We start from the raw sequence: 23,309 nt of genomic DNA on the forward strand, positions 1-23,309 counted from the left end.
TTCGGGGGTGGGGCTGCTCGCCCCGGGGACGCGAAAACGTCCGCGGCCGCCCCCGATGACAGGGGCGACCGCGGACGTCGGGGCGCTAGTGGTGGCCGTTGCCGTGGCCGGCGGTGGTCGGGCCGACCGCCGACTTCGAGACCTGCATCAGGAACTCGACGTTCGACGTCGTCTCCTTCAAGCGCGACAGGATGATCTCCAGCGCCTGCTGCTGGTCGAGCCCGGCGAGGGCGCGGCGCAGCTTCCAGGTGATCTTGACCTCGTCGGCGCTGAGCAGCATCTCCTCGCGGCGGGTGCCGGACGCGTTCACGTCGACGGCGGGGAAGATCCGCTTGTCGGCGAGGTGGCGCGAGAGCCGCAGCTCCATATTGCCCGTGCCCTTGAACTCCTCGAAGATCACCTCGTCCATCTTCGATCCGGTCTCGATGAGCGCCGTTGCGAGGATGGTCAGCGAGCCGCCGTTCTCGATGTTGCGCGCCGCTCCGAAGAACTTCTTCGGCGGGTACAGCGCCGAGGCGTCCACGCCGCCCGAGAGCACGCGACCCGAGGCCGGCGCGGTCACGTTGTAGGCACGGCCGAGGCGGGTGATGGAGTCGAGCAGCACGACGACGTCGTGGCCCAGCTCGACCAGGCGCTTGGCGCGCTCGATCGCGAGCTCGGCGACGGTCGTGTGGTCCTCGGCCGGGCGGTCGAAGGTGGAGGCGACCACCTCGCCGCGGACGGTGCGCTGCATGTCGGTGACCTCCTCCGGACGCTCATCGACCAGGACGACCATGAGGTGGACCTCGGGGTTGTTCTGCACGATCGCGTTGGCGATCTGCTGCAGGACGATGGTCTTCCCGGCCTTGGGCGGTGCGACGATCAGGCCGCGCTGGCCCTTGCCGATCGGGGCGACCAGGTCGATGATCCGCTGGGTCAGCTTGCCCGGCTCCGTCTCGAGGCGCAGGCGCTCGGTCGGGTAGAGCGGGGTGAGCTTCTGGAACTCCACCCGCGCCGCGGCCTCCTCGACGCTCTGGCCGTTGATCGAATCGACCTTGACGATTGCGTTGTACTTCTGGCGTCCGCCGCCCTCGCCCTCGCGGGGTTGGCGGATGGCGCCGACGACCGCGTCGCCCTTGCGCAGGTTGTACTTCTTGACCTGGCCGAGCGAGACGTAGACATCGCTGACGCCGGGCAGGTAGCCGGTGGTGCGCACGAAGGCGTAGTTGTCGAGGACGTCCAGGATGCCGGCGACCGGGATCAGGACGTCGTCCTCACCGATCTCGGGCTCGATGTCGTCGCCGACCGCTCCGCCACGGCGCTTGCGGTCGCGGTAGCGGCTTCGGCGCCCGTCCTCGCCCTCGGCTTGCTGGCCGTTCTGCTGCTGGCCGGAGCCGTTCTGCTGCTGCGGAGCCTGCTGACCCTCGGCCTGTGCGGCGCGCGAGCCCTGGCCGTTCTGCGGCTGGGACTGCGCGGCGGGGCTCTGCTGAGCGTCGTTCTGACGGTCCTCCCCGCGGTTGCGGTTGCGGTTACGGCGATTGCGACCGCGGCCCGTGCCCTGCTGGTCGCCGTTCTGCTGCTGGTCGCCGTTCTGCTGCTCCTGCTGGTCGCCGGAGTCGGAGGAGTCGGCGTCGTTCTCGGCGGGCGCCTGCTCGGCCTGGTCGTTCTGCTCAGCGCTGCCGCCGCGGCTGCGACGGCGTCCACGACGCTCGCGCTGGCCGCCCTCTCGGGAGGAGTCCTCCGGCTCCGGCCCGTTGGGCAGCTCGATGTCGATCACGGACTTCGCGGCCTGGTCGGCGTCGCGATCCTGCTCGATGACGGGCAGATCGGGGATCAGCGACTCGACGCCGCTCCCGCCGGGAATGTTGACGTGCTCGCCGGCGGCGACCGTGCCGCTGGAGGCGCGTCGCGAGCTGCGGCGGCGCGGGGTGCGCTCGGCGGGCTCCGCGACCTGCTCGGCGGCGGCGGGAAGCTGGAGTTCGAGCGGGGCAGATTCGGCGACGGTCACGGCCGGCTCCTCCACAGTGGGCGCGACCTGCTCGAGCACATCGGCTGTGTCGGCCTCGGTGCTCTCGACGGCCGTCGGCAGCTCCGCCGGCGCCTCGGGCTCGGGAGCGGACTGCTCGGCCACGTCGGCCGGCTCCGCCTCGATGCCGGTGGCGTCGACATCGGGAGCGACGCCGGTTGCCTCGACGTCCAGCGCGACCGCTGCGACATCGAGGGTGAGCGCGGCATCGTCCGGAGCGACCACATCGGCGGCCGGCGTGTCCTCCGCGGTGGCGGCGCGGAGGTCCGAGATCGCCTGGACGAGCTCGCCCTTGCGGAGCTTGGAGGCACCGCCGAGGCCGAGGCGCGTCGCAAGAGCCTGGAGCTCGGCGACCCGCAGGGCCGAGAGGTCGGCGGTGAGATCCACGGTCGAGCCGTGGGTGTTGACGTCTGTCACTGGAGAGGGTTCCTTCCCCCCGGGAACGAGTGCTCACCGGGAGAGCTCATCGACCGTGCGGTGCCATCGCGTGTTCTGATCCACGCGATGCTCTCGGCCGCCGAGGCCGACTGCCGAAGAAAGCGCAGAAAGGGCCCGGAGACCAGGCGCCGGTCTGCAAGAGGAGCAGGGGCGCCCTTCACACGATGTGATGGCCGTGGTTGTCGGGACGATCCGTCGGACAGATTCCGCTCGTTACGCGGTTCCTCGGGATGCGGTCCCCACTGTAGCACCCTTGAAGTCGACGGCCAGCATGTGCGCGCGCCACGGCGTGGGGGCCTGCTTCTCCACCAGATCCGCGGCAGCGAGGCGCTGCGCGGGGTCGCTGCACAGCACCAGGACGCTCGGTCCGGCGCCCGAGACGACGGCCGCGTAGCCGTGCGAGCGCAGGAGCGCGATCAGGGCGGAGGTCTCCGGCATCGCCGCCGCGCGGTAATTCTGGTGCAGCTTGTCCTCGGTCGCCGCGAACAGCAGCTCGGGGCTCTGAATGAGGGCCGCGATCAGGAGCGAGGAGCGCGAGACGTTGAACACCGCGTCCTCGTGCGGGACGCTCTGCGGCTGGAGCGAGCGGGCGAGCCGCGTCGACATGGTGTGCTCGGGCACGAAGACGACCGGGGACACTCCCCGGTGCACCATCAGCTTCTTCGAGCGCGGGCGGAGCGGCGAGTTGTCGGCACCGGAGGCGTGCGGCTCCACCCAGGCGATGGTCAGCCCACCGAAGAGCGCGGGTGCGACGTTGTCGGGGTGCCCCTCCATCTCGGTGGCGATACGGAGCAGGTCGTCCGAGTCGAGCTCGACGATGCCCTCGAGCAGCCCCTTCGCCGCCATGATCCCCGACACGATCGCGGCCCCGGAAGACCCCATCCCGCGGCCATGCGGGATGATGTTGCGCGCGATGACCTCGATGCCGGGCATCTCCTGCCGCTGGTCGGCGAAGGTGTATGCGATCGCCTGCACGACGAGGTTCGTCTCGTCGGTCGCTACCTCGCCCTCGCCGACGCCGTGCACAGTGACCCGTGCGCCCGTCGCTGCGACGGCCGTCACATCGAGCTCGTCGTAAAACGAGAGGGCGAGGCCGAGCGTGTCGAACCCGGGGCCCAGATTCGCCGAGGTGGCGGGGACCTTCACATGGACGGTGCGGCCGACGGCAACGGCCGAGGTCATGCGCCGGCCAACCCCAGCACCTCCGCGATCGCGGCGGTGTCGACCGGGACGACGGTGGGCGTGATGTCCGCGCCATCGGCTGTGCGCAATGCCCACTGCGGGTCTTTGAGGCCGTGACCGGTGACCGTCAGAACGACGGTCGCGTCCTTCGGGATCGCTCCGGCCTCGGCGCGCTCGAGCAGCCCCGCGACGCTGATCGCCGACGCCGGCTCGACGAAGACGCCCACCTCGCCCGCGAGGATGCGGTACGCCTCCAGAATCTTCTCGTCACTGATCGCCCCGAAGTAGCCGTCGCTGACGCTGCGCGCGTTCAGAGCGAGCTCCCACGAGGCCGGGTTGCCGATCCGGATCGCACTGGCGATCGTCTCGGGGTGGCGGACCGGGGCACCGTGCACGATCGGAGCGGAGCCCTCGGCCTGGAAGCCGAACATGCGCGGGAGGCGCGTCGATTCTCCGCGCTCCAGCTCCTCCGAGTACCCGCGGAAGTACGCGGTGTAGTTGCCCGCGTTACCCACCGGCACGATGTGGAAGTCCGGCGCGTCGCCCAGGACCTCGACGACCTCGAAGGCCGCGGTCTTCTGGCCGGCGATGCGGTCGGGGTTGACCGAGTTCACCAGGTGCACCGGGTAGTTCTTAGCAAGATCGCGGGCGATGTCGAGGCAGTCGTCGAAGTTGCCCTGCACCTGCAGCAGCTGCGCGTTATGCGCGATGGCCTGGCTGAGCTTACCGAGGGCGATCTTGCCCTCCGGCACAAGCACGGCCGCGGTGATGCCGGCGTGCGTGGCGTAGGCCGCGGCCGAGGCCGAGGTGTTGCCGGTCGAGGCGCAGATGACGGCCTTAGCGCCGTGCTCGACGGCCTTCGAGATCGCCATCGTCATGCCGCGGTCCTTGAAGGATCCCGTCGGGTTCATGCCCTCGTACTTGACCCACACCTTCGCGCCCGTGCGTGCCGAGAGGGCTGCGGCGGGGATGAGCGGCGTGCCGCCCTCGCCGAGAGTGATGACCGGGGTCGCCTCGGTGACATCGAGGCGGTCCGCGTACTCGTGCAGGACTCCGCGCCACTGCTTGGCCATCTCAGGCTCCTTCAACTCGTAGAACGGACGTCACGGCGCCGACGAAACCATGCGAATGGAGAGCGGTGACGGTGGCTGCCAGATCGGATTCCGCCGCGGCGTGCGTGCCGATGACCAGGGTAGCGGTCGGGTCGCGCCGCTCCGCACCGCCCTGCGCCACCGACGGGTCGACTCCTGGCGGGGTCTGCACCAGCGTCTCGACCGAGACGCCGTGGTCGGCGAAGACGCCGGCGATCTGCGCGAGCACGCCGGGGCGGTCAAGCACCTCGAGGGTCACTTGGTAGCGCGTCGTGACGTGGCCGATCGGCAGCACAGCGAGGCCGGAACTCGCACTGGTCACGAGGCCGGGACCACCGACGACGTGACGGCGGGCGGCCGAGACGACGTCCCCGAGCACGGCGGAGGCCGTCTCGATCCCACCGGCGCCGGCGCCGTAGAACATCAGGTCGCCCGCCGCCTCCGCCTCGACGAACACCGCGTTGTTGGCGCCGTGGACGGCGGCGAGCGGGTGGGAGCGGTGCACCAGCGCGGGATAGACGCGGGCCGACACACCCTCCTCCCCCGTCTTCGCATCGGTCAGGCGCTCGCAGATCGCGAGCAACTTGATCACGTAGCCGGAGTCGCGGGCCCGGTTGACCTGTGCCGTGGTGATGCCGGTAATGCCCTCGCGGTGCACCAGGGTCACCGGGACGTCGGTGTGGAACGCCAGGCGAGCGAGGATCGCGGCCTTCTGGGCCGCGTCGTAGCCCTCGATGTCCGCGGTCGGATCCGCCTCCGCGTAGCCGAGCTGCGTCGCGCGGGCCAGCGCGTCCTCAAGGCTGGAGTGCTCGGTGTCCATCCGGTCGAGGATGTAGTTGGTCGTGCCGTTGACGATGCCGAGGATTCGGTGCACCCGGTCGCCGGCGAGGCTGTCGCGCAGCGGCCGGATGATCGGGATCGCCCCGGCGACGGCCGCTTCGTAGTTCAGCTGTGCGCCCACCTGGTCGGCCGCCTCGAACAGCTCGTTGCCGTGCGCGGCGAGCAGTGCCTTGTTCGCCGTGATCACGTCTGCGCCGGAGGAGATCGCGGCAAGGATGTGGCTGCGCGCAGGCTCCAGACCGCCGATCAGCTCGACGACGATGTCCGCGCCGAGGATCAGCGACTCGGCGTCGGTGGTGAGCAGGTGCTGCGGGATATCTGCCGTGCGGGGCGCATCGACGTCTCTGACGGCCACGCCCACGAGCTCCAGCGGCGCCCCGACGCGCTGGGCGAGCTCGTCGCCGTGGTCGAGCAGGAGGCGCGCCACCTGGGCACCGACGGACCCGGCGCCCAGCAGGGCGACGCGGAGGCTGCGGTACTCGATCATCGGGAGGTGGCCTTTCGTTCGATGCCGACGTCGCGGCGGAGGAGGTCTTCCTCGGTCTCGCCGCGCACGAGGACGCGCGAGCGCCCGTCTCGCACGGCGACCACCGGGGGTCGCCCGAGATAGTTGTAGTTGCTGGCGAGCGACCAGCAGTAGGCGCCGGTCGCGGCGACGGCGAGCAGGTCGCCGGGCTGCACGTCCGCGGGCAGGAAGTCGTCGTGGACGACGATGTCGCCCGACTCGCAGTGCTTCCCGGCCACACGCACGAGGGCGGGCTCCGCGGCGGAGGAGCGGCCGGCGATCCGCGCCGTGTAGTCCGCCCCGTACAGGGCCGGACGCGCGTTGTCGCTCATCCCGCCGTCGACGCTGACGTAGCGGCGGACAGCGGTCGCTCCTTCGGTGCCGACCACCACGTCCTTGACCGTACCGACCTCGTAGAGCGTGAGCCCGGCGGGCCCGATCAGCGCCCTGCCCGGCTCGATCGCGATGTGCGGCACCGGGATCCCGCGCGCCGCGCACTGCTCGGCGACGGCGTCCGCGACGGCGGCCGCGATCGCGGTGATCGGAGTGGGATCGTCCGCGCTGGTGTAGGCGATGCCGAACCCGCCGCCGAGGTTGAGCTCGGGAACCGGTCCGTCGGTGAGCAGGGACGCGTGCACGTCGAGCAGGCGCGACGCCGACTCGGCGAAGCCATCCGAGCCGAAAATCTGGGAGCCGATGTGGCAGTGCAGGCCGAGGAAGCGCAGCGACGGGAGGGAGCGGATGCGCGCGACGGCGGCCGGGCAGTCGGCGAGCGCGAGACCGAACTTCTGGTCCTCGTGGGCGGTGGCGAGGAACTCGTGGGTGTGCGCGTGCACTCCACTGTTCACGCGCAGGCGCACCGCCTGCACCCGGCCGTGCCGCTCCGCCGCCGCCGCGACGCGCTCGATCTCGATCAGGCTGTCCAGCACGATCGTCCCCACGCCCACCCCGACGGCCCGGTCGATCTCGGCGAGCGACTTGTTGTTGCCGTGCAGGCCGAAGCGCTCCGGCTCGATGCCCGCGGCCAGCGCCACGGCCAGCTCGCCGCCGCTGGAGAGGTCGAGATTCAGCCCCTCGTCGCGCATCCAACGGGCGACGTCCGCCGAGAGGAAGGCCTTGCTCGCGTAATAGACGGTGACGCCGGTGCCGACGCGGGCGAACTCCCGCGAGAAGACCTCGCGCATCTCGACCGCTCGTCGCCGGGCGTCGGCCTCATCGATCACATAGAGAGGAGTGCCGTATTCGCGCACCAGCTCGGCGACCGGCACTCCGGCGATGCGGACGGCGCCGGTGGAATCGCGCACGGTGTTGTCCGACCAGACACCCTCCACGAGCGCGTCGGCGTCCTCGGGAGTGTGCAGCCAGTCCGGAGCGAGCGGATGCCGCGGGGCGCGGGAGTCGACAGTGTCCACGGGTGAGACCTCACAAGAGAGAGTGGGAGCGTCACTGCGTGGCGAGCGGGTCCGGATTGACCCCTGAAGCCAGCGATGTCAGTGTTCGGCCCGCGGGAAACGCCGGCACAGGGCTCCGATCCTACCGGTCGCCGCCGGGAGCCCCGCACGGGCTCAGGGGGTGCGCTGCCCCTGCTCTCGCGGTTCGCTACAGCTCACGAGCAGCTGCCCGGCTCCTGCTGCTCCGGGTCGCTGAGGACCATCGGGGAGAGCGCGAAGGTCGCGTTCAGCGATTCTTCCGCGACCTCGACCCCGGTGAGAGTCAGCCCGCGCGGTACGGAATCCGCGATGCAGAGCGAGGTCGGGGCGAGCAGGTCGCCCGAGACGGCACCGAAGCGGTCGCGAAAGTCGGTCGCCGAGAAGGTCGCACCCGCCGCCGAGATCTCGGCCGGAGTCAGCTGGATCGCGCCGGCCACAGCGGCCAGCTGCATGCCGACACCCGCGCCGAGCGTCACTCCGAGCACGTCCACCGAAGCGCTCACGCGCACGAGCGGAGGATCGAGGGTCACGTCGTCGACCGGCACGGTGCTGCGCTCGGTGACCAGCCGCGCGACGGACGCCGCCTCGATCGCGACCGTCGTGCTGCCGGAGTCGATGGCACCCGCTGCGCTGACCGGCACGCCGATCAGGGTCGCGGCGACATCGCCGTCGAGCTCGCCGAACACGACGTCGGAGCTGCGCAGGTCCAGCCGGTCCAGCCGCCCCGCGATCAGCTGCGGGAGCACGGCCCATCCGGCCACGTCGACGTCCACGGTCCGGTCAGCGGGTAGCGCCAGCGCCTCGCGCAGGCTCGCGGCGGCGCGATCGGCGACGGCCCGGCGGGCGACCGAGTCGCCGACCACCGCCGCGATCACGAGCAGCACCAGCGTGACGACGACCACCAGCGCCGCGCGCCGCCCTCGCCCGCGCCGGGGCGCCACCGCGCTCACATCCGGTCCGGGGCGCCGACGCCCAGGAGCGAGAGTCCGTTGCGGAGCACCTGCCCAGTCGCCTCGTTCAGGCGGAGCCGGGTCGAGTGCACCGCTTCGACCGGGTCCTCGCCCTGCGGCACGACGCGGCAGGTGTCGTACCAGCGGTGGTAAAGACCGGCGATCTCCTCCAGGTAGCGCGCGACGCGGTGCGGCTCGCGCAGCTCGGCCGCGTGCGCCACGATCCGCGGGAACTCCTGCAGACCGCCCAGCAACGCCGACTCGGTCGGGTGCACCAGCGTCTCGGGCGCGAACGGTTCGACGGGCACGCCCGATCCCGCGGCCTTCGCGGCGACCTGACGGGTGCGCGCATGCGCGTACTGCACGTAGTAGACGGGGTTGTCGTTGCTGCGCTTGGTCAGCAGGTCGAGGTCGATGTCGAGGGTCGAGTCGGCGGAGGAGCGCACCAGCGAGTAGCGCGCGGCGTCGACGCCGACGGCCTCCGTGAGGTCCTCCATCGTCACGACGGTCCCGGCGCGCTTGGACATCCGGACTGCCTGGCCGTCGCGGATCAGGTTGACCAGCTGGCCGATCAGGATCTCGAGGTTCACGCCCGGAGTGTCGCCGAACGCGGCGCACATCGCCATCATCCGGCCGAGGTAGCCGTGGTGGTCGGCACCGAGCATGATGATGGCCCGGTCGAAGCCGCGCTCGCGCTTGTCGAGGTAGTAGGCGAGGTCGCCCGCGATGTAGGCCGCCTCGCCGTCGCTCTTGATCACGACGCGGTCGCGGTCGTCGCCGAAGGACGTGGTGCGCAGCCACGTCGCTCCGTCCGCCTCGAAGAGGTGGCCAAGCTCGCGCAGGCGCTGGATCGCGCGGTCGACAGCACGCGACTCGTGCAGCGAGTTCTCGTGGAAGTAGACGTCGAAGTCGACGCCGAACTCGTGCAGGCTCTGCTTGATCTCACCGAACATCAGCTCGACGCCGATCGAGCGGAAGGTCTCGGCCAGCTCCTCCTCGGGCACAACCGAGAGGTCGCCCGGGTAGGCGGCGACCACCCGCTCGGCGATGTCCCCGATGTACGCGCCGCCGTAGCCGTCCTCGGGAGTCGGCTCGCCCCGGTGCGCCGCGAGGAGGCTCCGGGTGAAGCGGTCGATCTGCGCGCCGTGGTCGTTGAAGTAGTACTCCCGGGTCACGTCGGCGCCCTGGGCGAGCAGCATCCGGGCCAGGCTGTCGCCGACCGCCGCCCATCGGGTACCGCCGATGTGTATCGGTCCGGTGGGGTTGGCCGAGACGAACTCGAGGTTCATCCGCACCCCGGAGTAGGCGGACCCGGTGCCGTACGCCTCGCCCGCCTCGACGATCACGCCCGCGAGGGCCCCCGCCGCCGCGGCCTCGACCCGCACATTGAGGAAGCCGGGCCCGGCGACCTCGACCGTGGCCACGCCGTCGACAGCGCCCAGGCCCTCGGCCAGCTCTGCCGCGAGCTCGCGCGGGTTAGCGCCGACCCGCTTCGCAAGCTTCATCGCGATGTTCGAGGACCAGTCACCGTGATCGCGGTTCTTCGGCCGCTCCAGCACCACGTCAGAGAGCTCCACGCCCGCGTCGCTCCCTCGTCGCTGCACGGCGTCGAGGACGAGAGCGTGCAGGGAGGATGCGAGTTGTTCAGGAGTCACGGGGCCCGATTCTACCGGCCGTCGCGCCCGCGCCCTCCGCCTCCCGACACCGCGCGGCCGCTCGGCCGGGAGGCGTTGCTAGGGTGCCACGCATGCGCCGTCCCCTCACCCTCCTCCTCGTCGCGCTCACCGCGACGACCCTCGCCGGCTGCTCCCCCGCCGCCGACCCGGAGCCGAGCGCGAGCGGCGCTGTCAGCGGAACTCCGATCCCCCTCTCCTGCGAGCAGCTGGTGCCCGCCTCGGCGCTGAGCGGGCTGTGGAGTGGTTTCTTGCCGACCGACGACGTCGAGCGGACCGCCGTCTCGCAGGAGATCGCGCAGTACAACGGCCTGGTCTGCGGCTGGTCCGACGACTCGGGGGCCCAGCTGCAGCTCGCCGTCGCGCACCTCGACCCCGACGTGATCGAGGCGCTCAAGAACGAGTTCTTCACCACGAGCAAGGCCGTCCCCACCTACGGCGAGCCGTCGCAGGTCGAGGGTTACTACCAGGTGACGGAGGGGCGCGGAGTCGCGGACGCTTTCGTCGGCGAGTACTGGATCGAGTCCTCCAGCGCCTCCTTCATCGAGCCCGGCGACCCCGAGCCGATCATCCGGTCGGCGCTCGGAGCGCTCGCCGGCTGAGCACAGGGTGAGGCGGCAGTGGGCCCAGCCGGCGAGTCGATACTGAGCCCGCCCGTCAGCCCAGCCGCACCGGCGACACGTGGTCGTCGACGAGCGCGGCGTCGCAGTCGGCGACAACGTCCATGCCCGTCAAGCTCAGATCGGTCAGGTAACTGCTGAGGAACGCCGTGTCGGCCGTGTCCCGACCCGACGAGATGCGGAGCATCGACCCGCGCGGAGCCAACCGCGTCGCGTCCACCGCGTGCCAGGCGCCGCCCACCCAGGCCTCCGTCACGGCATGGAAGTCACGCGGTGCCAGGCCCGGCGCATAGACCGCCGTGACCCGGGCGGGGATGTCGAGGGCGCGGAGGAAGCCGGCGACGGTATGCGCGAAGTCGCGGCAGACGCCCTGCCCGCTCTCGATCACCTGCGCCGCTCCCCCGGTGCCGACCGTCGAGCCGTCGACGTAGGAGAGGTGCCCGTGCACCCACTCCTCGACCGCCGTCAGCGCCTCGAAGCCGCGAGCCCGGCCGAACTCGCGGCGGGCGATACCGCCGAGCACGTCCGCCTCCGCATACCGGCTCGGCCGCAAGTATTCGACCAGCTCGAGTTCGCTCGGCTCGTCCGGGGCACCGTGTCCGAGGACCCGCGCCCGGTACTCGACCCGCAGCTCACCCCGGATGCCGGCAACGCGGTGCACCCGCGCCCCGTGCCGGCCCGGGAACTCCCGTACCGGGACCGGCTCGCCGTCGAGGTGGACGGTGAAGGAGTCCTCGAAGGAGTCGCCCGTGGGCATCGCCGCCACGAGGAAGATCAGGTCGGTCGGACCGTTCAGACGCAGATCCAGCGAGGCGGAGACGGTGCGCAGCATGACTCCATCGTGGCACGCAGCAGGCGCGCTCCCCGCGTCGGGGCCCGCTCCGCCCGGGTGCTAATGTTGTCAGGCACTCCTGGCCCCCATAGCTCAGGGGATAGAGCACTGCCCTCCGGAGGCAGGGGCGTAGGTTCGAATCCTACTGGGGGCACGTCTTCTGAGGCACGGCTGTCTTCTGAGGCACGACTGAGCGGGCACTCCCTCTGCGCACACGACCGCGGCGCCCCGCTCCTTCCCCGGTTCCGACGGCGCACCCCTCGGTTGAGCGGCCCGTCGACTCGTCTCCTCCAGCTGCTCCCGGGCAGCCGTGCACGGCCGTACCGCCCCGCGCGCACAGCGCAAAGGCCCGCGATCGCTGATCACGGACCTTCGGGAGGACCCTCGCCGCAGCTCGGCCGACCGGCCTCACTCGTAGAGGTGGAAGGTGCCTGCGCAGGCGTCCGAACAGAATCCGTCGCGGCGGCGGGCCAGGGCGGCGCCGCACGCCTCGCAGCGGCGGCGTCCAAGCATCCGCGACAGCAGGCTCCGGGGTCCCGACGCGACGACCGAGACCGGAGAATCCGAGCGCGCGGGCCATTCCGTGGCTAGCCCTCGTCTTCATCGCAGGTGAAGACCTAGTGAGGAGACATGACTGTCCGACCTGGCCGCAGTCGGCCGCCGGACTTACCTGCCGTGGGGCCCGAGAAACCTGTCTCCGTTGAGGTGGATCATGTGCGTCGGGTCGCTGGCGCACCAGGCCTCGGTCTCCCACGCGAGGTCGACGAAGAATCTCCGCATTGTTGCCCGGTCCGGGAAGCAGCTCACGTACACAAGACCCGCCGTGCTGCCAGCAAAAAGCGTCGCCAGCTCGCCGTGACGCTTCGCATCGACGGGTCCGTGGGACGACGCGGCCTCCATGAGGAACAGCCAATTCTTTGTCTGCTGGTAAACGACAAGATCAGGAAGCTTACCATGAGTATCCAGTACAACGCCGAGTAGTTCAAGCTTTTCGTCATCGAAATGCAGCAGTTTCGAGTCGGCATCGCCGATGTAAAGAACCTCGCCGCCGGAAATAAAGTAAGCGCAGAAGTCGTCGATCATCGCCTTAATGAGCCGGTTTTGGCCGCCCGCTTTCAGCGTCAGTTCGAAGCCGTCGGGAAGAATGATCGGGATGCGTGCGAGGTCGCGTGCAGCGGCGTACTTGGCGGCGAGCCCTGGAGCCGCCAAAAGGTAATTCGTGACCTCCCGGTCGAACGCGGGAGTGCCGTAAAGTCGTATGACGGCAAGAGCTTCATCTGCGAGCCGGTAGTTGTTCAGCGACGAATTTGTGGCTCTCGACGGATCATCGTCATTCTGAAGGCAGAAACCGCACTCGAGGAACTGGTGCATCACGAATCGGCGGATTTGCTCGCGCGTGTTCTCCGCGATGGGGTGGTTCAAGCGCTGACGCATCCAATCAAGCATCGCTCGGATGCCCATGCGTCTGTTCGTCGCGCCTGCCCATGAGGTCCCGGCATCCTGGTTTGCAAGTGCGAGAAGCGTGCGCCCGGCGGCTTCGTTCGAGCGGGCAGCGTCGAACCCGAAGGTGGTGAGTATTGCGCGCGCTTCGGCTAAAGTGCTCATGCTGCAACGATCCCTCGTGTGACTATTCGCTCGACAGCCACGTCTGTCTCTTCTGGGGACTCTGCTAACGCGCGGAGCTGTGAAAGCGTCGGAAACTTCATCTGGAGCAGATCGCCGGCATTGACCTGGGTGTGGCCGGAGAATACTCGAAAATAGCGATCGACCTGCGAAGAATTCAGCCACTTTGCGAGTCCGAGAGCGACATCTGGCTCCATTCCGCGCTTGTGGTCATGCACATAGTTCATCTTATTGTCGAACGCAGGGGCTTCCTCACCACTCCATACGGAGGCGACCAACCGGCGTTTCTCCTCCTTGGCAGAGAACCGCTTGACGAGCACGTAGTCACCCGCTGGAACGAGTAGCTTCGCCGCAGTCGCAGCGTCAGCAGTGAACCACTGGGGCTTTCTGGCGCTGGGCTGCGGATGCACGATCTCATTCCCTCGGAAGTTGCCCGGATACACCATAGGCACACTGTGCGGCATCCGCTCAGCCGTAAGAAGGTCACGTGATCGAAAGTCGACCACCCGGCCAGTCGATACCGACAGACCGAGGTCACTAAGAGTGCAGACTGCACGGTTCATCCAGGCCACCGCATCGGCGTCCGTCTGCGTCGCCGGGACATGAACGAAATCTTCGGTCACAACTTCACGATAAAGCACAGTTCGTTCACTCGCCTTGCCCCGGTGGTCATGCGAGGTGCGAACGATGATCTCCTCGGGATAGGCCCCAAGAGTCGCTGTGACGACAATCGCTTCTTGAAGGACTCCCGTATCGCCAAAGACCTTGCTTCGTGATTGGAATGTGTGTATCGCGTCGATGCCGGCGCGCCGCACGAAGTCGTGCCGGAAGGCCTTGTAGTATGATCCGTTCATCCACGAGCGCGGGGTGATCGACGTCTGCTGGCCACCGTCGTCGAGTAATCGAAGACCGAGAGCGAGGAAGCCGGCGTAGACATTGGGCACGTCGATGCCGACATCGCGGAGTACCGAGTGCGTCGTTGAGCCAGATTGCAGCTTCCGGTACGGAGGGTTCTGGATCACCAGATCGAATCGCTTCGGTGTGGATAGAGCCCAAGCAACGAAATCATCGTTGATCAATTCGGTCTCCGCCCCTGCTCGCTCGCAGTCGGCGAGCGTCTCGGCCAGTGCTGGATGCAATGTCGAGTCTATCTCTATGGCAGTAACCGCGATTCGGACATGCGGAGCCGTACGTCGCACACGCTCAACGATCGCGGCCGTCAGAATGCCGGTGCCTGCGCCGGGGTCGAGGATCCGAAACGTCCCTCGCTCCCGGATTCGAGGAAGGGACGCGATGATCTGTGCGGCGAGCACCGGGGTAAAGAACTGCCCCATCACGGCCTGACCGCTGTAGTCAAGAGTCGCGAGTGATGCACGGCGGCGATCCTCGGCGCGAGCGAGAAGTTCCATACGTCGAGGGTACCGGTGCCGGCATGGCCGCGACCTCGCGTCTGACCACCGCTCGAGCGGTCGACTCGCGTCGTCGTGACACTCAAGCAGCGCTCTCCCACGATGACACTCGACCCCACCTCCTCGATTCCCTCCCGACGACGGATGGTGGACGACAGTCGGTCCGTCCGCGGGCTCGTCGCGGACACGGAATTCGTCCGTCACGCCGGAGTTCCCGCTGGCCGATCACGATCGTCCGTAGAGGCACTGCGGCCGCTGGCTGACGGCTGCTGACCCAGCAGATGCGCTCGTGGTGGTCGGGACTGACCGAGCTCCTCACCAGAGGCTGTTCAGAGGGCGAGAACTCGACGCCGCGACGAACCGCAGGTACGGGCGCGATCTGGCCTGCTTGAGCCCGGGAGAGGGGAGCGCGGCATTCGATCTGGCTCGAGGCGCACCTCACGCATCGCGCCCCGCGCGCACAGCGCAAAGGCCCGCGATCGCTGATCACGGACCTTCGGGAGGACCCTCGCCGCAGCTCGGCCGACCGGCCTCACTCGTAGAGGTGGAAGGTGCCTGCGCAGGCGTCCGAACAGAATCCGTCGCGGCGGCGGGCCAGGGCGGCGCCGCACGCCTCGCAGCGGCGGCGTCCAAGCATCCGCGACAGCAGGCTCCGGGGTCCCGACGCGACGACCGAGACCGGAGAATCGGAGCGCGCGGGAACGTCCACGGTCGGGTCGAGCGAGATACCAGCGGTGTCGGGCGCGGCGCGGGGCATCCGTGTTCCTTCTGATCGGTGAACCATGTGGAAGCACCGTATTGCGGCTTTCTGAGAACCCACGAAGGGCTTGACGGAGATCGTGGTCGGTAGTACCCGAGAGTGACACCTGGCGGCGTGAGAGTTCCGGACGCGTCGCCGACTGACAACCGTGGCGCGCTCGTCAGCAGGAGACGGGAGGCGCCCGCCTTCGAAGAAGGGGTCAGTAGGCGCCCCGCGAGTCAACCGCCACCGTCGGCGCCGTCACGGGCGAGCGAGTGGAGCGTCAGGCGCTTCGGCGCGAACGGAACGGGAGCAGGATCAGCATGACGGGCAGGAAGACGATCCAGAGAAAAATCGACAGCGCAAGACGCGCCCAGATGGAGAGGGTGGTGAGCATTTTTGTGCCGCCTTCGGGTGACGGTGGGGATGAACTCGGCGAACAGTATCATCGGCCTCACCTGGGCAGAAGAGTAAAATCGCGCCACCGAATCGCGCCACCTCCGCCGCCATCCCGGGCCGGACATGCCGTTTTTCGCCGCCTGGCGCCCATCAGAGGGGTCCGCTCTCACCTGGTTGGATACACGGCCGGCGTAGCGGATCTTCCCAAGAGCCGGGCCGTAGGGTAAGCACGTGAATATCCTTCTCGTCGAAGATGATCCGGCTATGGGTGAGGCTCTCGTGGGCGGCCTCGAAGACGCCGGCTACGAATCCGTGCTGACCACGAACGGCATCGACGCGCTCGTCGCGTTCAGTAACGCCGAGTTCTCAGCCGCGATCGTGGACGTCATGTTGCCGGCGATGTCCGGCTTCGAGATCTGTCGGCGGATCCGCGAGCTCGGACGTCCGACGCCGATCATGCTCCTGACGGCGCGCGACGCGATCGAGGACCGCGTGTTCGGGCTCGACGCCGGTGCGGACGACTACGTCACCAAGCCGTTCGCCTTCACCGAACTCAACGCCCGCCTCCGCGCCCTGTTGCGACGTAGTCCCTCGCTGATGTCGACGTCGATCGACGTCGGCCGGATCACGGTGGACGGCTCGAGCATCCGGCGCACGGCTGACGGCTCGCGCATCCATGTCAGCCCCAAGGAGTTGGAACTCCTCAAGCTGCTGATCACCCCCGTCGGCTCCGTCGTGACCCGCCAGCGGATCCTCTCGGAGATCTGGGGCGGCGGCGAGATCGTCGACAACAACATCGTCGACCAGTACGTCAGCTACCTGCGCAAGAAACTGCCGACCGAGGACACCGGCGTCGCCATCGTGACCGTCCGCGGCAAGGGCTACTTCCTCCGCCCGGTCGAGTAGTCCGTGCCGCGGATGGGCACTGCACGCCGCCGGGCCGGCGCGCTCTCGATCCGCGCGAGGATCACCATCGGGACCGTCGCTGTCGCAACCGCCCTGTTCGCGCTCTCGGCGATGCTCTTCTACCAGGTGGTCACCGGCATCGTCGAGCGCAGCGAGCGGACGATCCTGATGTCGATCGAGGACGAGGTGCGTCGCGACATCTCGGCGGGCACCGTGCCTCGCACCCAGGGCTCCTCGATCGGGCAGCTGTTCCTGGCCCTCGCGCCGGACGGGATCGTCAGTACGTCCACCATGCCCTCGCGCCTCAGCGGCGACGTCCTGACCGCCCTCGCGGCCGAACCGGCGGACACCTCGCCCCGGTACTCCCAGGTGACCACTGCGAGTGGCAATTACCTGGTCCGGTTCACTGCGATCACCACCGATAAGGGCGTCTGGCAGGTTGTCACCGCGCGCGACCAGGCGGCGTCGCAGCTGGTACTCGACGATTTCGCGCACGTCCTCGTCTACGCGGCGATCTTCCTCGTGGTCACCTTCGGTCTCGCCTCATGGATCCTGACCGGAGCCGCGCTCGCGCCGGTGCGTCGCATGCGGGCGCGCGCGGATCAGATCGCCGCCGAGCCCGGCCACGGCGATCAGCTCCCCGTCGTGGGCTCGCGCGACGAGATCGACGAGCTCGCGGTAACGCTGAACGCGTTCCTGACCAAGCAGACCGCCTCGCTCGCTCGCGAGAAGCAGATGGTGTCGGATGCGAGTCACGAATTGCGTACGCCGCTCGCCGCGCTCTCGGCGCAGCTCGAGATCGCCCACCACCGCGTCGAGGACCCCGCCGCGGTGGACCGGGTCATCCTCGATGCGCAGAAGAGCGTCGACCGCCTCGTGCGGCTCGCCTCCGCCCTGCTCGACATCTCGCGCATCGAGAGCCGCACCGTCCGGCCGACAGCTCCCTTCGCCGAGCTGGTCGAGGAGCTGGTCGGCGCGGTCGACCGCACCCGCCTACTCGCCTCGGAGTCGGGGGTCGAGATCGACTATGAGATCGACGAGCGCGAGCCGGCCCGCCTGTACGCCGTGGCGACCCAGGACTTCGGGCGCGTGATCGACAATCTGGTCAGGAACGCGATCCAGGCGATGGACGGCGGCGGCATGATCGTCGCCTGCCTCGCACAGAAGGACGGACGCCTGCTCCTCACCGTCTCGGACGACGGCCCCGGCATGCCCGCCGCCTTCATCCCCGTCGCCTTCGACCGCTTCTCCCGACCGGATGACTCCCGGGCACTGGCCTCGGGCGGCAGTGGACTCGGGCTCGCCCTGGTGCACACGACGGTGCTGTCCGCCGGCGGGACGGTCGCCCTCGTCAACCGATCCCCCCGCGGTCTCGCCGTCGACATCGTCCTGCCGCCCGTCGGCTCCGCCTGAGCAGCCTCCCCGGGAGCATCGAAGGCCCCCGGCGGACCGGGGGCCTTCGTGGAGGATCGTCAGCGCTGGTCGTCCTCGGGACGGACGGGCTGCGGGTCGCCGGCCGCGGCGGGCGGCGGCGCCCAGGCTGTCTGCGGCGTCTCGGCGGGGACAGCGCTCCCGTCGAGCAGGTTGCGAGCGCGGTTGACGACCTCGGGGTCCACGAGCACCGAGTAGCTGGTTGCGATCACCTGCATGGTCGAGGTGAAGTCGCGTCGGCGGCGGTTGACGGCATAGGACGCGAGCCCGAAGAGCATGCCGAATCCCGCGCCGAGGAGCACGGCCGCGATCAGGAACGAGAACTCCGTCGTCGGCGAGAAGATGATGAGCAGAAGCCCCAGGAACACACCCAGCCATGCGCCGGAGGCCGCACCGGCGAGGGCGACTCGGCCCCAGGTCAGTTTGCCCGTTACCCGCTCGACGCTCTTGAGCTCGTTGCCGATGATGGCCAGCTGGCGCACCGGGAAGTCGGCTCGGGCGAGGACGTCCACCGCGGCCTGCGCCTCCTGGTAAGTGTCGAAGGTGGCGAGGATCTCCCCGCGCGGGATCGTGGGAAAGGCCGGCCCTCGGCCGCTGAACGGCGTCTGCTGAGTCACCTCCACAGACTGGCACAGCGGACTTGAAGCATTCTGTACGGTTCAGGAGAACCGATCGATACCGAACCGGGCACCCTCGGCGTCCGCCCGGGCGCGCGGGTCTAGGTTTGTAGCCGTGAGTTCCGCCAGAGTCTTCGTCGCGCGCTTGGCCGGATGCAGTGTCTTCGACCCCGCCGGCGATCGCGTCGGCAAGGTCCGCGACGTGCTCCTGGTCTACCGGCAGAACGACGCCCCGCGGGTGGTCGGACTGGTGGTGGAGATCCCCGGGCGCCGACGCGTCTTCGTCTCGATCGGGCGGGTCACCAGCATCGGCAGCGGCCAGATCATCACCACCGGGCTCATCAACGTGCGTCGCTTCGAGCAGCGCGGCGGCGAGGTCCGCGTCATCGCCGAGCTCCTCGGCCGCCGGGTGAGCTTCATCGACGGCTCCGGAGACGCGACCGTCGAGGACGTCGCGATCGAGGAGGCTGCCCCTGGCGAGTGGGAACTCGCGCAGCTCTTCGTTCGGCGCCCCAAGACCAGCCCCTCCCCCTTCGCCAAGGGCGCGACCGCGTTCGCCGCCTGGCGCGAGGTCCGCGAGAGCGTCTCGACCGAGGCGCAGTCCGCCGAGCACTACGTCGCCAGCCTCTCCGAGCTCAAGCCCGCCGACCTCGCCAGCACGCTCCTCGACCTTCCCCAGCAGCGGATGCTGGAGGTGGCCGGCGAACTCTCGGACGAGCGTCTCGCCGACGTGCTCGAGGAGATGCCCGAGAGCGAGCAGGTCGAGATCCTCGGCCGACTCAACGACGACCGCGCCGCCGATGTGCTCGATCAGATGCAGCCCGACGACGCGGCCGATCTGATCGCGCAGCTCTCCGAGGAGCGCGGCGAGGCGCTGCTCGAGCTGATGGAGCCGGAGGAGGCGGAGGACGTCCGCATGCTCCTCACCTACGCCCCGGAATCGGCCGGCGGATTGATGACGACGGAGCCGATCATCGTCTCCTCGGAGGCGACCGTCGCCGAGGGCCTCGCCCTCATCCGACGCCACGAGCTCGCGCCCGCGCTGGGAGCCGCCGTGTGCGTCACCCTGCCGCCCTACGAGCCACCGACCGGCCGGTTCCTCGGGATGGTGCACTTCCAGCGGATGCTCCGGTACCCGCCGCACGAGCGCCTCGGCACCCTGCTGGATGCGAGCATGGACCCGATCACGCCCGAGACCTCGGCCGCCGAGGTCGCCCGCATCCTGGCGAGCTACAACCTCGTCTCGGTGCCCGTCGTGGACGCCTCCCACCGCCTCGTCGGTGTGGTGACCATCGACGACGTCCTCGACTACCTCCTCCCCGACGACTGGCGCAGCCACGGCGACGACGACGAACCGAGGACGCCGGTGAGCACGGCGACGCAGGGCGTCCCGCTCCTACCGCCGGCACCCGTGACGACCGGCAGGGCACGACGAGGACGGAGGGGTGCGCGTGGCTAGGGACAGCAAGCAGGACCGCCGGCTCGACGCCCCGAAGGGATTGCGCACCCGCGTGCTTTCGCGGCGCAACCGCCCGAGCAGCGACCGGTTCGGACGTCTGACCGAGTCGTTCGCCCGCGGCATGGGAACACCCTGGTTCCTGGTCGGCATGACGATCTTCTGCGTCTTCTGGCTGATGTTCAACACCTACGGGCCCGCGGACTCGCGCTTTGACTCCCAGGCACTGGGCTTCACGGTGCTGACGCTGATCCTCTCGCTCCAGGCCTCGTACGCCGCGCCCCTGCTGCTGCTCGCGCAGAACCGGCAGGACGACCGCGACCGGGTGCAGATCGAGCAGGACCGCCAGCGGGCTGAGCGCAATCTCGCCGACACCGAGTACCTGGCGCGCGAGGTCGTCGCCCTCCGCCTCGCGATCCGCGATATGGCGAGCAAAGACTTCATTCGCTCAGAGCTGCGCGGCCTGCTCGAGGAGCTCGAGAAGGACCGGGCGCAGGCTCCCGAGCGGCGCGATGCCTGACGCCGCCGCTCTCGACGCGGCGGTGCGGGCGGCGCTGGCCCGCGTCCTCGATCCGGAGATCCGCAAGCCGATCACCGAGCTCGACATGGTCGAATCGGTCCGGGCGGCGGCCGACGGTGCGGTCCGCGTCGCGATCCGGCTGACCATCGTCGGCTGCCCGGCCGCCTCGACGATCGAGCGCACCGTGCGCGAGGCCGTGGCGTCGGTACCCGGGGTCACGGCAGTGGAGGTCGCGGTCGGAGTCATGACGCCGACGCAGCGCACAGCGCTCACCGAGCGCCTGCAGGGCGGGCGGCGGAGCATGCCCTTCGGTCCGGAGTCCCTCACTCGCGTCTACGCGGTGACCAGCGGCAAGGGCGGCGTCGGCAAGTCAACCGTCACCGCCAACCTCGCGGTCGCGCTGGCTCAGCGGGGGCTCGCGGTCGGTCTGGTCGACGCGGACGTGCACGGTTTCTCGATCCCGGGCCTGCTCGGGCTGATGCGAGACGGACGCGTCGCCGGTCCGACCCGCGTCGGCGAGCTGATGCTGCCTCCGGTGGCGCACGGCGTGAAGGTCATTTCGATCGGGATGTTCCTCGAGGGGGATACGCGCGGCGCCGCGGTCTCGTGGCGCGGCCCGATGCTGCACCGCACCATCTCGCAGTTCCTCACCGACGTCTACTTCGGCGACCTCGACGTCCTGCTGCTCGACTTGCCCCCCGGTACCGGCGACGTGGCGATCTCGATCGGTCAGCTGCTCCCCCACGCGGAGGTGCTGATCGTCACGACTCCGCAGCCCGCGGCGGCCGACGTGGCCGAGCGCAGCGGTGCGCTGGCCCGGCAGTCGGGTCAGCGCATTATCGGCGTCGTCGAGAACATGTCGGGGCTCCCTCAGGCCGACGGCTCGGTGTTGGAACTCTTCGGCAGCGGAGGCGGAGCCGAGGTGGCCCGCCGACTCTCCGCCGCAGGAGATGCAGTGCCGCTGCTCGCGTCGCTGCCGATCAGCGTGTCCCTGCGAGCCGGGGGCGACGACGGGGTACCCGTCGTCGTCGGCGACCCCGAGGATCCGGCGGCGCGGGCGATTGATGCCCTGGCGGCGACCCTCGCGTCACGACCCCGAGGGCTCACGGGGCGACGGCTACCACTCGCTGTCGGCTGACGCGCCATCGGCCCGCTCCCGCGGGAGCAGAACTCAGGTGGCCTCGGAGTCGATGGGCGGCGGCGCGACGCTTGCGAGCGTGCCCGACCCGACGGAACGCTGCATGGTCGTGTAATAGCTGTCCTGAGCGGATCCGGTGCCGCCCGGGACGACGGGAGCGGCGACGGCGGAGGGCGGCTTCACGGTGGGGACCGGGTCGTCATCGAGCAGGGCGTCACGGATGATGCGGCGGGGGTCGTACTGGCGCGGGTCGAGCTTCTTCCAGTCGACCTCGTCGAACTCGTCGCCCATCTCGTCCTTGACGCGCTCCCGCGCTTGAGTGGCGAATCCACGCACCTTCCGCACGAGCTGCCCGAGCTGGGCGGCGTAGTGCGGGAGGCGGTCGGGACCCAGCACGAAGACAGCGATGACCCCGATGATGAGGAGCTTGTCGAACGTCAGACCGAACACGAGGACAACACTAACCCGCCGCGCCTGCGCGGTGGAGCCCGCGCGCCACCGTACCCTGACGATGCCCGGGCGCGATCCGCGCGGTGCACCGATCAGAGGAGCCCACCCGTGTCCGATAAGGATGCCAACTGGAAATACGCCGAGGACGCGATCCTCGAGTCGGAGGCGATCGCCTCGGCTCGCCGGCTCTCGGTCGAGTTGGGCATCGACGCCGTCTCCCCCTCGATCGGTGCGCAGGCCGCGCTCGTCGCAGCGGCCGCGCGCGCCACGTCCATCATCGAGATCGGCACCGGCACCGGAGTCAGCGGGCTGTGGCTCCTGGACGGCGCACCCGAGGCGATGCTCACCTCCATCGATTCGGAGGCCGTGCACCACCAGCATGCGCGCGCTCAGTTCCACGAGGCCGGCATCTCACCCAACCGGCTCCGGCTGATCCCGGGCCGCGCCCTCGAGGTGCTGCCGCGGATGAACGAGAACTCCTACGACATCGTCTTCGTCGACGGCGACCCGCTGCAGGTCATCGAGAACGTCGAGCACGCCCTGCGGCTCGTGCGCCCGGGCGGCACGGTGTTGGTGCCGCACGCACTCTGGCGCGGTCGGGTGGCCAACCCCGCGCAGCGCGACGAGATCGCGACCGCGTTCCGCACGCTGGTAGCCGAGGTGTGCGCCTCCCCCGCCGTCGTCAGCGTGCTCTCGCCGATCGGCGACGGCCTGCTCCAGGCCAATAAGCGGCGCGCCTGACGGGCCCCCTCCGCCGTTGCGCCCGCGGGCGAGCACCGGGAGGCTCCCGCTCACGGGCCTCTGCGGCGCGTCGGCACAGAGGGAACGCCCGTCGCACGGTGTGCGACGGGCGTTCTCGACGGTGCGGATCAGTCGGGAGACACCACCGACGCGAGCGCGTCGTGCAGCTCTTTCGCCTCTGCATCGTTGACCGAGACGACGAGGCGTCCGCCTCCTTCGAGCGGAACACGCACGACGATGAGTCGACCCTCCTTAACAGCCTCCATTGGTCCGTCTCCGGTCCTCGGCTTCATGGCCGCCATAGAGTTCCCCTT

The 23,309-nt window shown here is 69.5% G+C and carries 21 protein-coding genes and 1 tRNA gene; 8 read left to right on the forward strand and 14 right to left on the reverse strand.

Features of this window, described 5'->3' with window-relative positions; genetic code table 11:
* Nucleotides 1-85: 85 nt before the first annotated feature.
* The 7 genes from rho to argS form a co-directional block, all read right to left on the reverse strand.
* Nucleotides 86-2,422, reverse strand: coding sequence for a transcription termination factor Rho (gene rho, locus A6122_RS09140; protein WP_068254074.1), 2,337 nt, complete (start codon nucleotides 2,420-2,422; stop codon nucleotides 86-88).
* A gap of 234 nt (nucleotides 2,423-2,656) precedes the next feature.
* Nucleotides 2,657-3,625, reverse strand: coding sequence for a homoserine kinase (gene thrB / locus A6122_RS09145; RefSeq protein ID WP_068254077.1), 969 nt, complete (start codon nucleotides 3,623-3,625; stop codon nucleotides 2,657-2,659).
* The gene (gene thrC / locus A6122_RS09150) at nucleotides 3,622-4,698 is read right to left on the reverse strand and encodes a threonine synthase (protein WP_068254080.1); all 1,077 of its coding nucleotides are present in this window, start codon (nucleotides 4,696-4,698) and stop codon (nucleotides 3,622-3,624) included. The genes thrB and thrC overlap by 4 nt, the downstream gene beginning before the upstream one ends.
* A gap of 1 nt (nucleotide 4,699) precedes the next feature.
* Nucleotides 4,700-6,043, reverse strand: a complete 1,344-nt coding sequence (locus A6122_RS09155) for a homoserine dehydrogenase (RefSeq protein WP_068254082.1) — start codon at nucleotides 6,041-6,043, stop codon at nucleotides 4,700-4,702.
* Nucleotides 6,040-7,473: a diaminopimelate decarboxylase gene (lysA, locus tag A6122_RS09160; protein WP_068254085.1), complete on the reverse strand. Its 1,434-nt coding sequence runs from the start codon at nucleotides 7,471-7,473 to the stop codon at nucleotides 6,040-6,042. Before lysA ends, A6122_RS09155 begins: the two co-directional genes overlap by 4 nt.
* A 194-nt stretch (nucleotides 7,474-7,667) precedes the next feature.
* Nucleotides 7,668-8,441 (reverse strand): LmeA family phospholipid-binding protein, encoded by a 774-nt coding sequence (locus A6122_RS09165; RefSeq protein WP_068254087.1) that lies wholly within the window; start codon nucleotides 8,439-8,441, stop codon nucleotides 7,668-7,670.
* A complete protein-coding gene (gene argS / locus A6122_RS09170) occupies nucleotides 8,438-10,096 on the reverse strand; it encodes an arginine--tRNA ligase (RefSeq protein WP_068254089.1) in 1,659 nt (552 codons plus the stop codon). The genes A6122_RS09165 and argS overlap by 4 nt, the downstream gene beginning before the upstream one ends.
* Before the next feature lie 92 nt (nucleotides 10,097-10,188).
* On the opposite strand from argS, the gene A6122_RS09175 reads away from it, so the two are divergent.
* Entirely contained in the window at nucleotides 10,189-10,716 is a 528-nt protein-coding gene (locus tag A6122_RS09175; RefSeq protein ID WP_068254091.1) for a hypothetical protein, read from the forward strand.
* A gap of 55 nt (nucleotides 10,717-10,771) precedes the next feature.
* Here the strand turns inward: A6122_RS09175 and A6122_RS09180 are convergent, their stop codons facing one another.
* The gene (locus tag A6122_RS09180; RefSeq protein WP_068254092.1) at nucleotides 10,772-11,566 is read right to left on the reverse strand and encodes a transglutaminase-like domain-containing protein; all 795 of its coding nucleotides are present in this window, start codon (nucleotides 11,564-11,566) and stop codon (nucleotides 10,772-10,774) included.
* 82 nt (nucleotides 11,567-11,648) lie between these two features.
* Between A6122_RS09180 and A6122_RS09185 the strand changes: the two genes are divergently transcribed.
* Nucleotides 11,649-11,720: transfer RNA gene (locus tag A6122_RS09185), tRNA-Arg, on the forward strand.
* A gap of 512 nt (nucleotides 11,721-12,232) precedes the next feature.
* On the opposite strand, the gene A6122_RS09190 is transcribed toward A6122_RS09185, so the two are convergent.
* The 3 genes from A6122_RS09190 to A6122_RS09200 all read right to left on the reverse strand — a co-directional run bounded on the left by A6122_RS09190 (nucleotide 12,233) and on the right by A6122_RS09200 (nucleotide 15,355).
* Entirely contained in the window at nucleotides 12,233-13,171 is a 939-nt protein-coding gene (locus tag A6122_RS09190; protein ID WP_068254093.1) for a BsuBI/PstI family type II restriction endonuclease, read from the reverse strand.
* Nucleotides 13,168-14,598 carry an Eco57I restriction-modification methylase domain-containing protein gene (locus A6122_RS09195; protein ID WP_068254096.1) on the reverse strand — a complete coding sequence of 477 codons (1,431 nt, stop codon included), beginning with the start codon at nucleotides 14,596-14,598 and terminating at the stop codon, nucleotides 13,168-13,170. Before A6122_RS09195 ends, A6122_RS09190 begins: the two co-directional genes overlap by 4 nt.
* Before the next feature lie 532 nt (nucleotides 14,599-15,130).
* On the reverse strand, nucleotides 15,131-15,355 hold the full coding sequence (locus tag A6122_RS09200; RefSeq protein WP_068254098.1) for a hypothetical protein: 225 nt from the start codon (nucleotides 15,353-15,355) through the stop codon (nucleotides 15,131-15,133).
* Nucleotides 15,356-15,967: 612 nt separating this feature from the next.
* Between A6122_RS09200 and A6122_RS09205 the strand changes: the two genes are divergently transcribed.
* On the forward strand, nucleotides 15,968-16,642 hold the full coding sequence (locus tag A6122_RS09205; RefSeq protein WP_068254099.1) for a response regulator transcription factor: 675 nt from the start codon (nucleotides 15,968-15,970) through the stop codon (nucleotides 16,640-16,642).
* Between the two features lie 12 nt (nucleotides 16,643-16,654).
* The gene (locus A6122_RS09210) at nucleotides 16,655-18,055 is read left to right on the forward strand and encodes a sensor histidine kinase (protein ID WP_068254102.1); all 1,401 of its coding nucleotides are present in this window, start codon (nucleotides 16,655-16,657) and stop codon (nucleotides 18,053-18,055) included.
* Between the two features lie 59 nt (nucleotides 18,056-18,114).
* Here the strand turns inward: A6122_RS09210 and A6122_RS09215 are convergent, their stop codons facing one another.
* Nucleotides 18,115-18,690 carry a YflT domain-containing protein gene (locus tag A6122_RS09215; protein ID WP_104259216.1) on the reverse strand — a complete coding sequence of 192 codons (576 nt, stop codon included), beginning with the start codon at nucleotides 18,688-18,690 and terminating at the stop codon, nucleotides 18,115-18,117.
* Between the two features lie 115 nt (nucleotides 18,691-18,805).
* Between A6122_RS09215 and A6122_RS09220 the strand changes: the two genes are divergently transcribed.
* Genes A6122_RS09220 through A6122_RS09230 form a run of 3 tightly spaced genes read left to right on the forward strand, consistent with a single transcriptional unit; the run spans nucleotide 18,806 to nucleotide 21,804 of the window.
* Nucleotides 18,806-20,149 (forward strand): magnesium transporter MgtE N-terminal domain-containing protein, encoded by a 1,344-nt coding sequence (locus tag A6122_RS09220; RefSeq protein WP_068254104.1) that lies wholly within the window; start codon nucleotides 18,806-18,808, stop codon nucleotides 20,147-20,149.
* Nucleotides 20,142-20,666 (forward strand): DUF1003 domain-containing protein, encoded by a 525-nt coding sequence (locus A6122_RS09225; protein ID WP_068257393.1) that lies wholly within the window; start codon nucleotides 20,142-20,144, stop codon nucleotides 20,664-20,666. The genes A6122_RS09220 and A6122_RS09225 overlap by 8 nt, the downstream gene beginning before the upstream one ends.
* Nucleotides 20,659-21,804, forward strand: a complete 1,146-nt coding sequence (locus A6122_RS09230) for a P-loop NTPase (RefSeq protein ID WP_068254107.1) — start codon at nucleotides 20,659-20,661, stop codon at nucleotides 21,802-21,804. Before A6122_RS09225 ends, A6122_RS09230 begins: the two co-directional genes overlap by 8 nt.
* A 33-nt stretch (nucleotides 21,805-21,837) precedes the next feature.
* Here A6122_RS09230 and A6122_RS15780 read toward each other — a convergent pair whose 3' ends face one another.
* Entirely contained in the window at nucleotides 21,838-22,254 is a 417-nt protein-coding gene (locus A6122_RS15780; RefSeq protein WP_084415922.1) for a twin-arginine translocase TatA/TatE family subunit, read from the reverse strand.
* Nucleotides 22,255-22,362: 108 nt separating this feature from the next.
* On the opposite strand from A6122_RS15780, the gene A6122_RS09240 reads away from it, so the two are divergent.
* On the forward strand, nucleotides 22,363-22,995 hold the full coding sequence (locus A6122_RS09240; protein ID WP_068254111.1) for an O-methyltransferase: 633 nt from the start codon (nucleotides 22,363-22,365) through the stop codon (nucleotides 22,993-22,995).
* Between the two features lie 128 nt (nucleotides 22,996-23,123).
* On the opposite strand, the gene A6122_RS15785 is transcribed toward A6122_RS09240, so the two are convergent.
* Nucleotides 23,124-23,297 (reverse strand): DUF3117 domain-containing protein, encoded by a 174-nt coding sequence (locus tag A6122_RS15785; RefSeq protein ID WP_084415923.1) that lies wholly within the window; start codon nucleotides 23,295-23,297, stop codon nucleotides 23,124-23,126.
* Nucleotides 23,298-23,309 lie beyond the last annotated feature (12 nt).

Origin of the sequence: Rathayibacter tritici, from assembly GCF_001641005.1 — a bacterium.
In the GTDB taxonomy this organism is placed as follows: Bacteria; Actinomycetota; Actinomycetes; order Actinomycetales; family Microbacteriaceae; genus Rathayibacter; species Rathayibacter tritici.

Excerpts from the sequence above, each read along its gene's own strand:
- thrB (WP_068254077.1), bottom strand. The coding sequence starts at position 3,625 with ATGACCTCGGCCGTTGCCGTCGGCCGCACCGTCCATGTGAAGGTCCCC.
- thrC (WP_068254080.1), bottom strand. The coding sequence starts at position 4,698 with ATGGCCAAGCAGTGGCGCGGAGTCCTGCACGAGTACGCGGACCGCCTC.
- A6122_RS09155 (WP_068254082.1), bottom strand. The coding sequence starts at position 6,043 with ATGATCGAGTACCGCAGCCTCCGCGTCGCCCTGCTGGGCGCCGGGTCC.
- A6122_RS09175 (WP_068254091.1), top strand. The coding sequence starts at position 10,189 with ATGCGCCGTCCCCTCACCCTCCTCCTCGTCGCGCTCACCGCGACGACC.
- A6122_RS09180 (WP_068254092.1), bottom strand. The coding sequence starts at position 11,566 with ATGCTGCGCACCGTCTCCGCCTCGCTGGATCTGCGTCTGAACGGTCCG.
- A6122_RS09190 (WP_068254093.1), bottom strand. The coding sequence starts at position 13,171 with ATGAGCACTTTAGCCGAAGCGCGCGCAATACTCACCACCTTCGGGTTC.
- A6122_RS09195 (WP_068254096.1), bottom strand. The coding sequence starts at position 14,598 with ATGGAACTTCTCGCTCGCGCCGAGGATCGCCGCCGTGCATCACTCGCG.
- A6122_RS09200 (WP_068254098.1), bottom strand. The coding sequence starts at position 15,355 with ATGCCCCGCGCCGCGCCCGACACCGCTGGTATCTCGCTCGACCCGACC.
- A6122_RS09210 (WP_068254102.1), top strand. The coding sequence starts at position 16,655 with ATGGGCACTGCACGCCGCCGGGCCGGCGCGCTCTCGATCCGCGCGAGG.
- A6122_RS09230 (WP_068254107.1), top strand. The coding sequence starts at position 20,659 with ATGCCTGACGCCGCCGCTCTCGACGCGGCGGTGCGGGCGGCGCTGGCC.
- A6122_RS15785 (WP_084415923.1), bottom strand. The coding sequence starts at position 23,297 with ATGGCGGCCATGAAGCCGAGGACCGGAGACGGACCAATGGAGGCTGTT.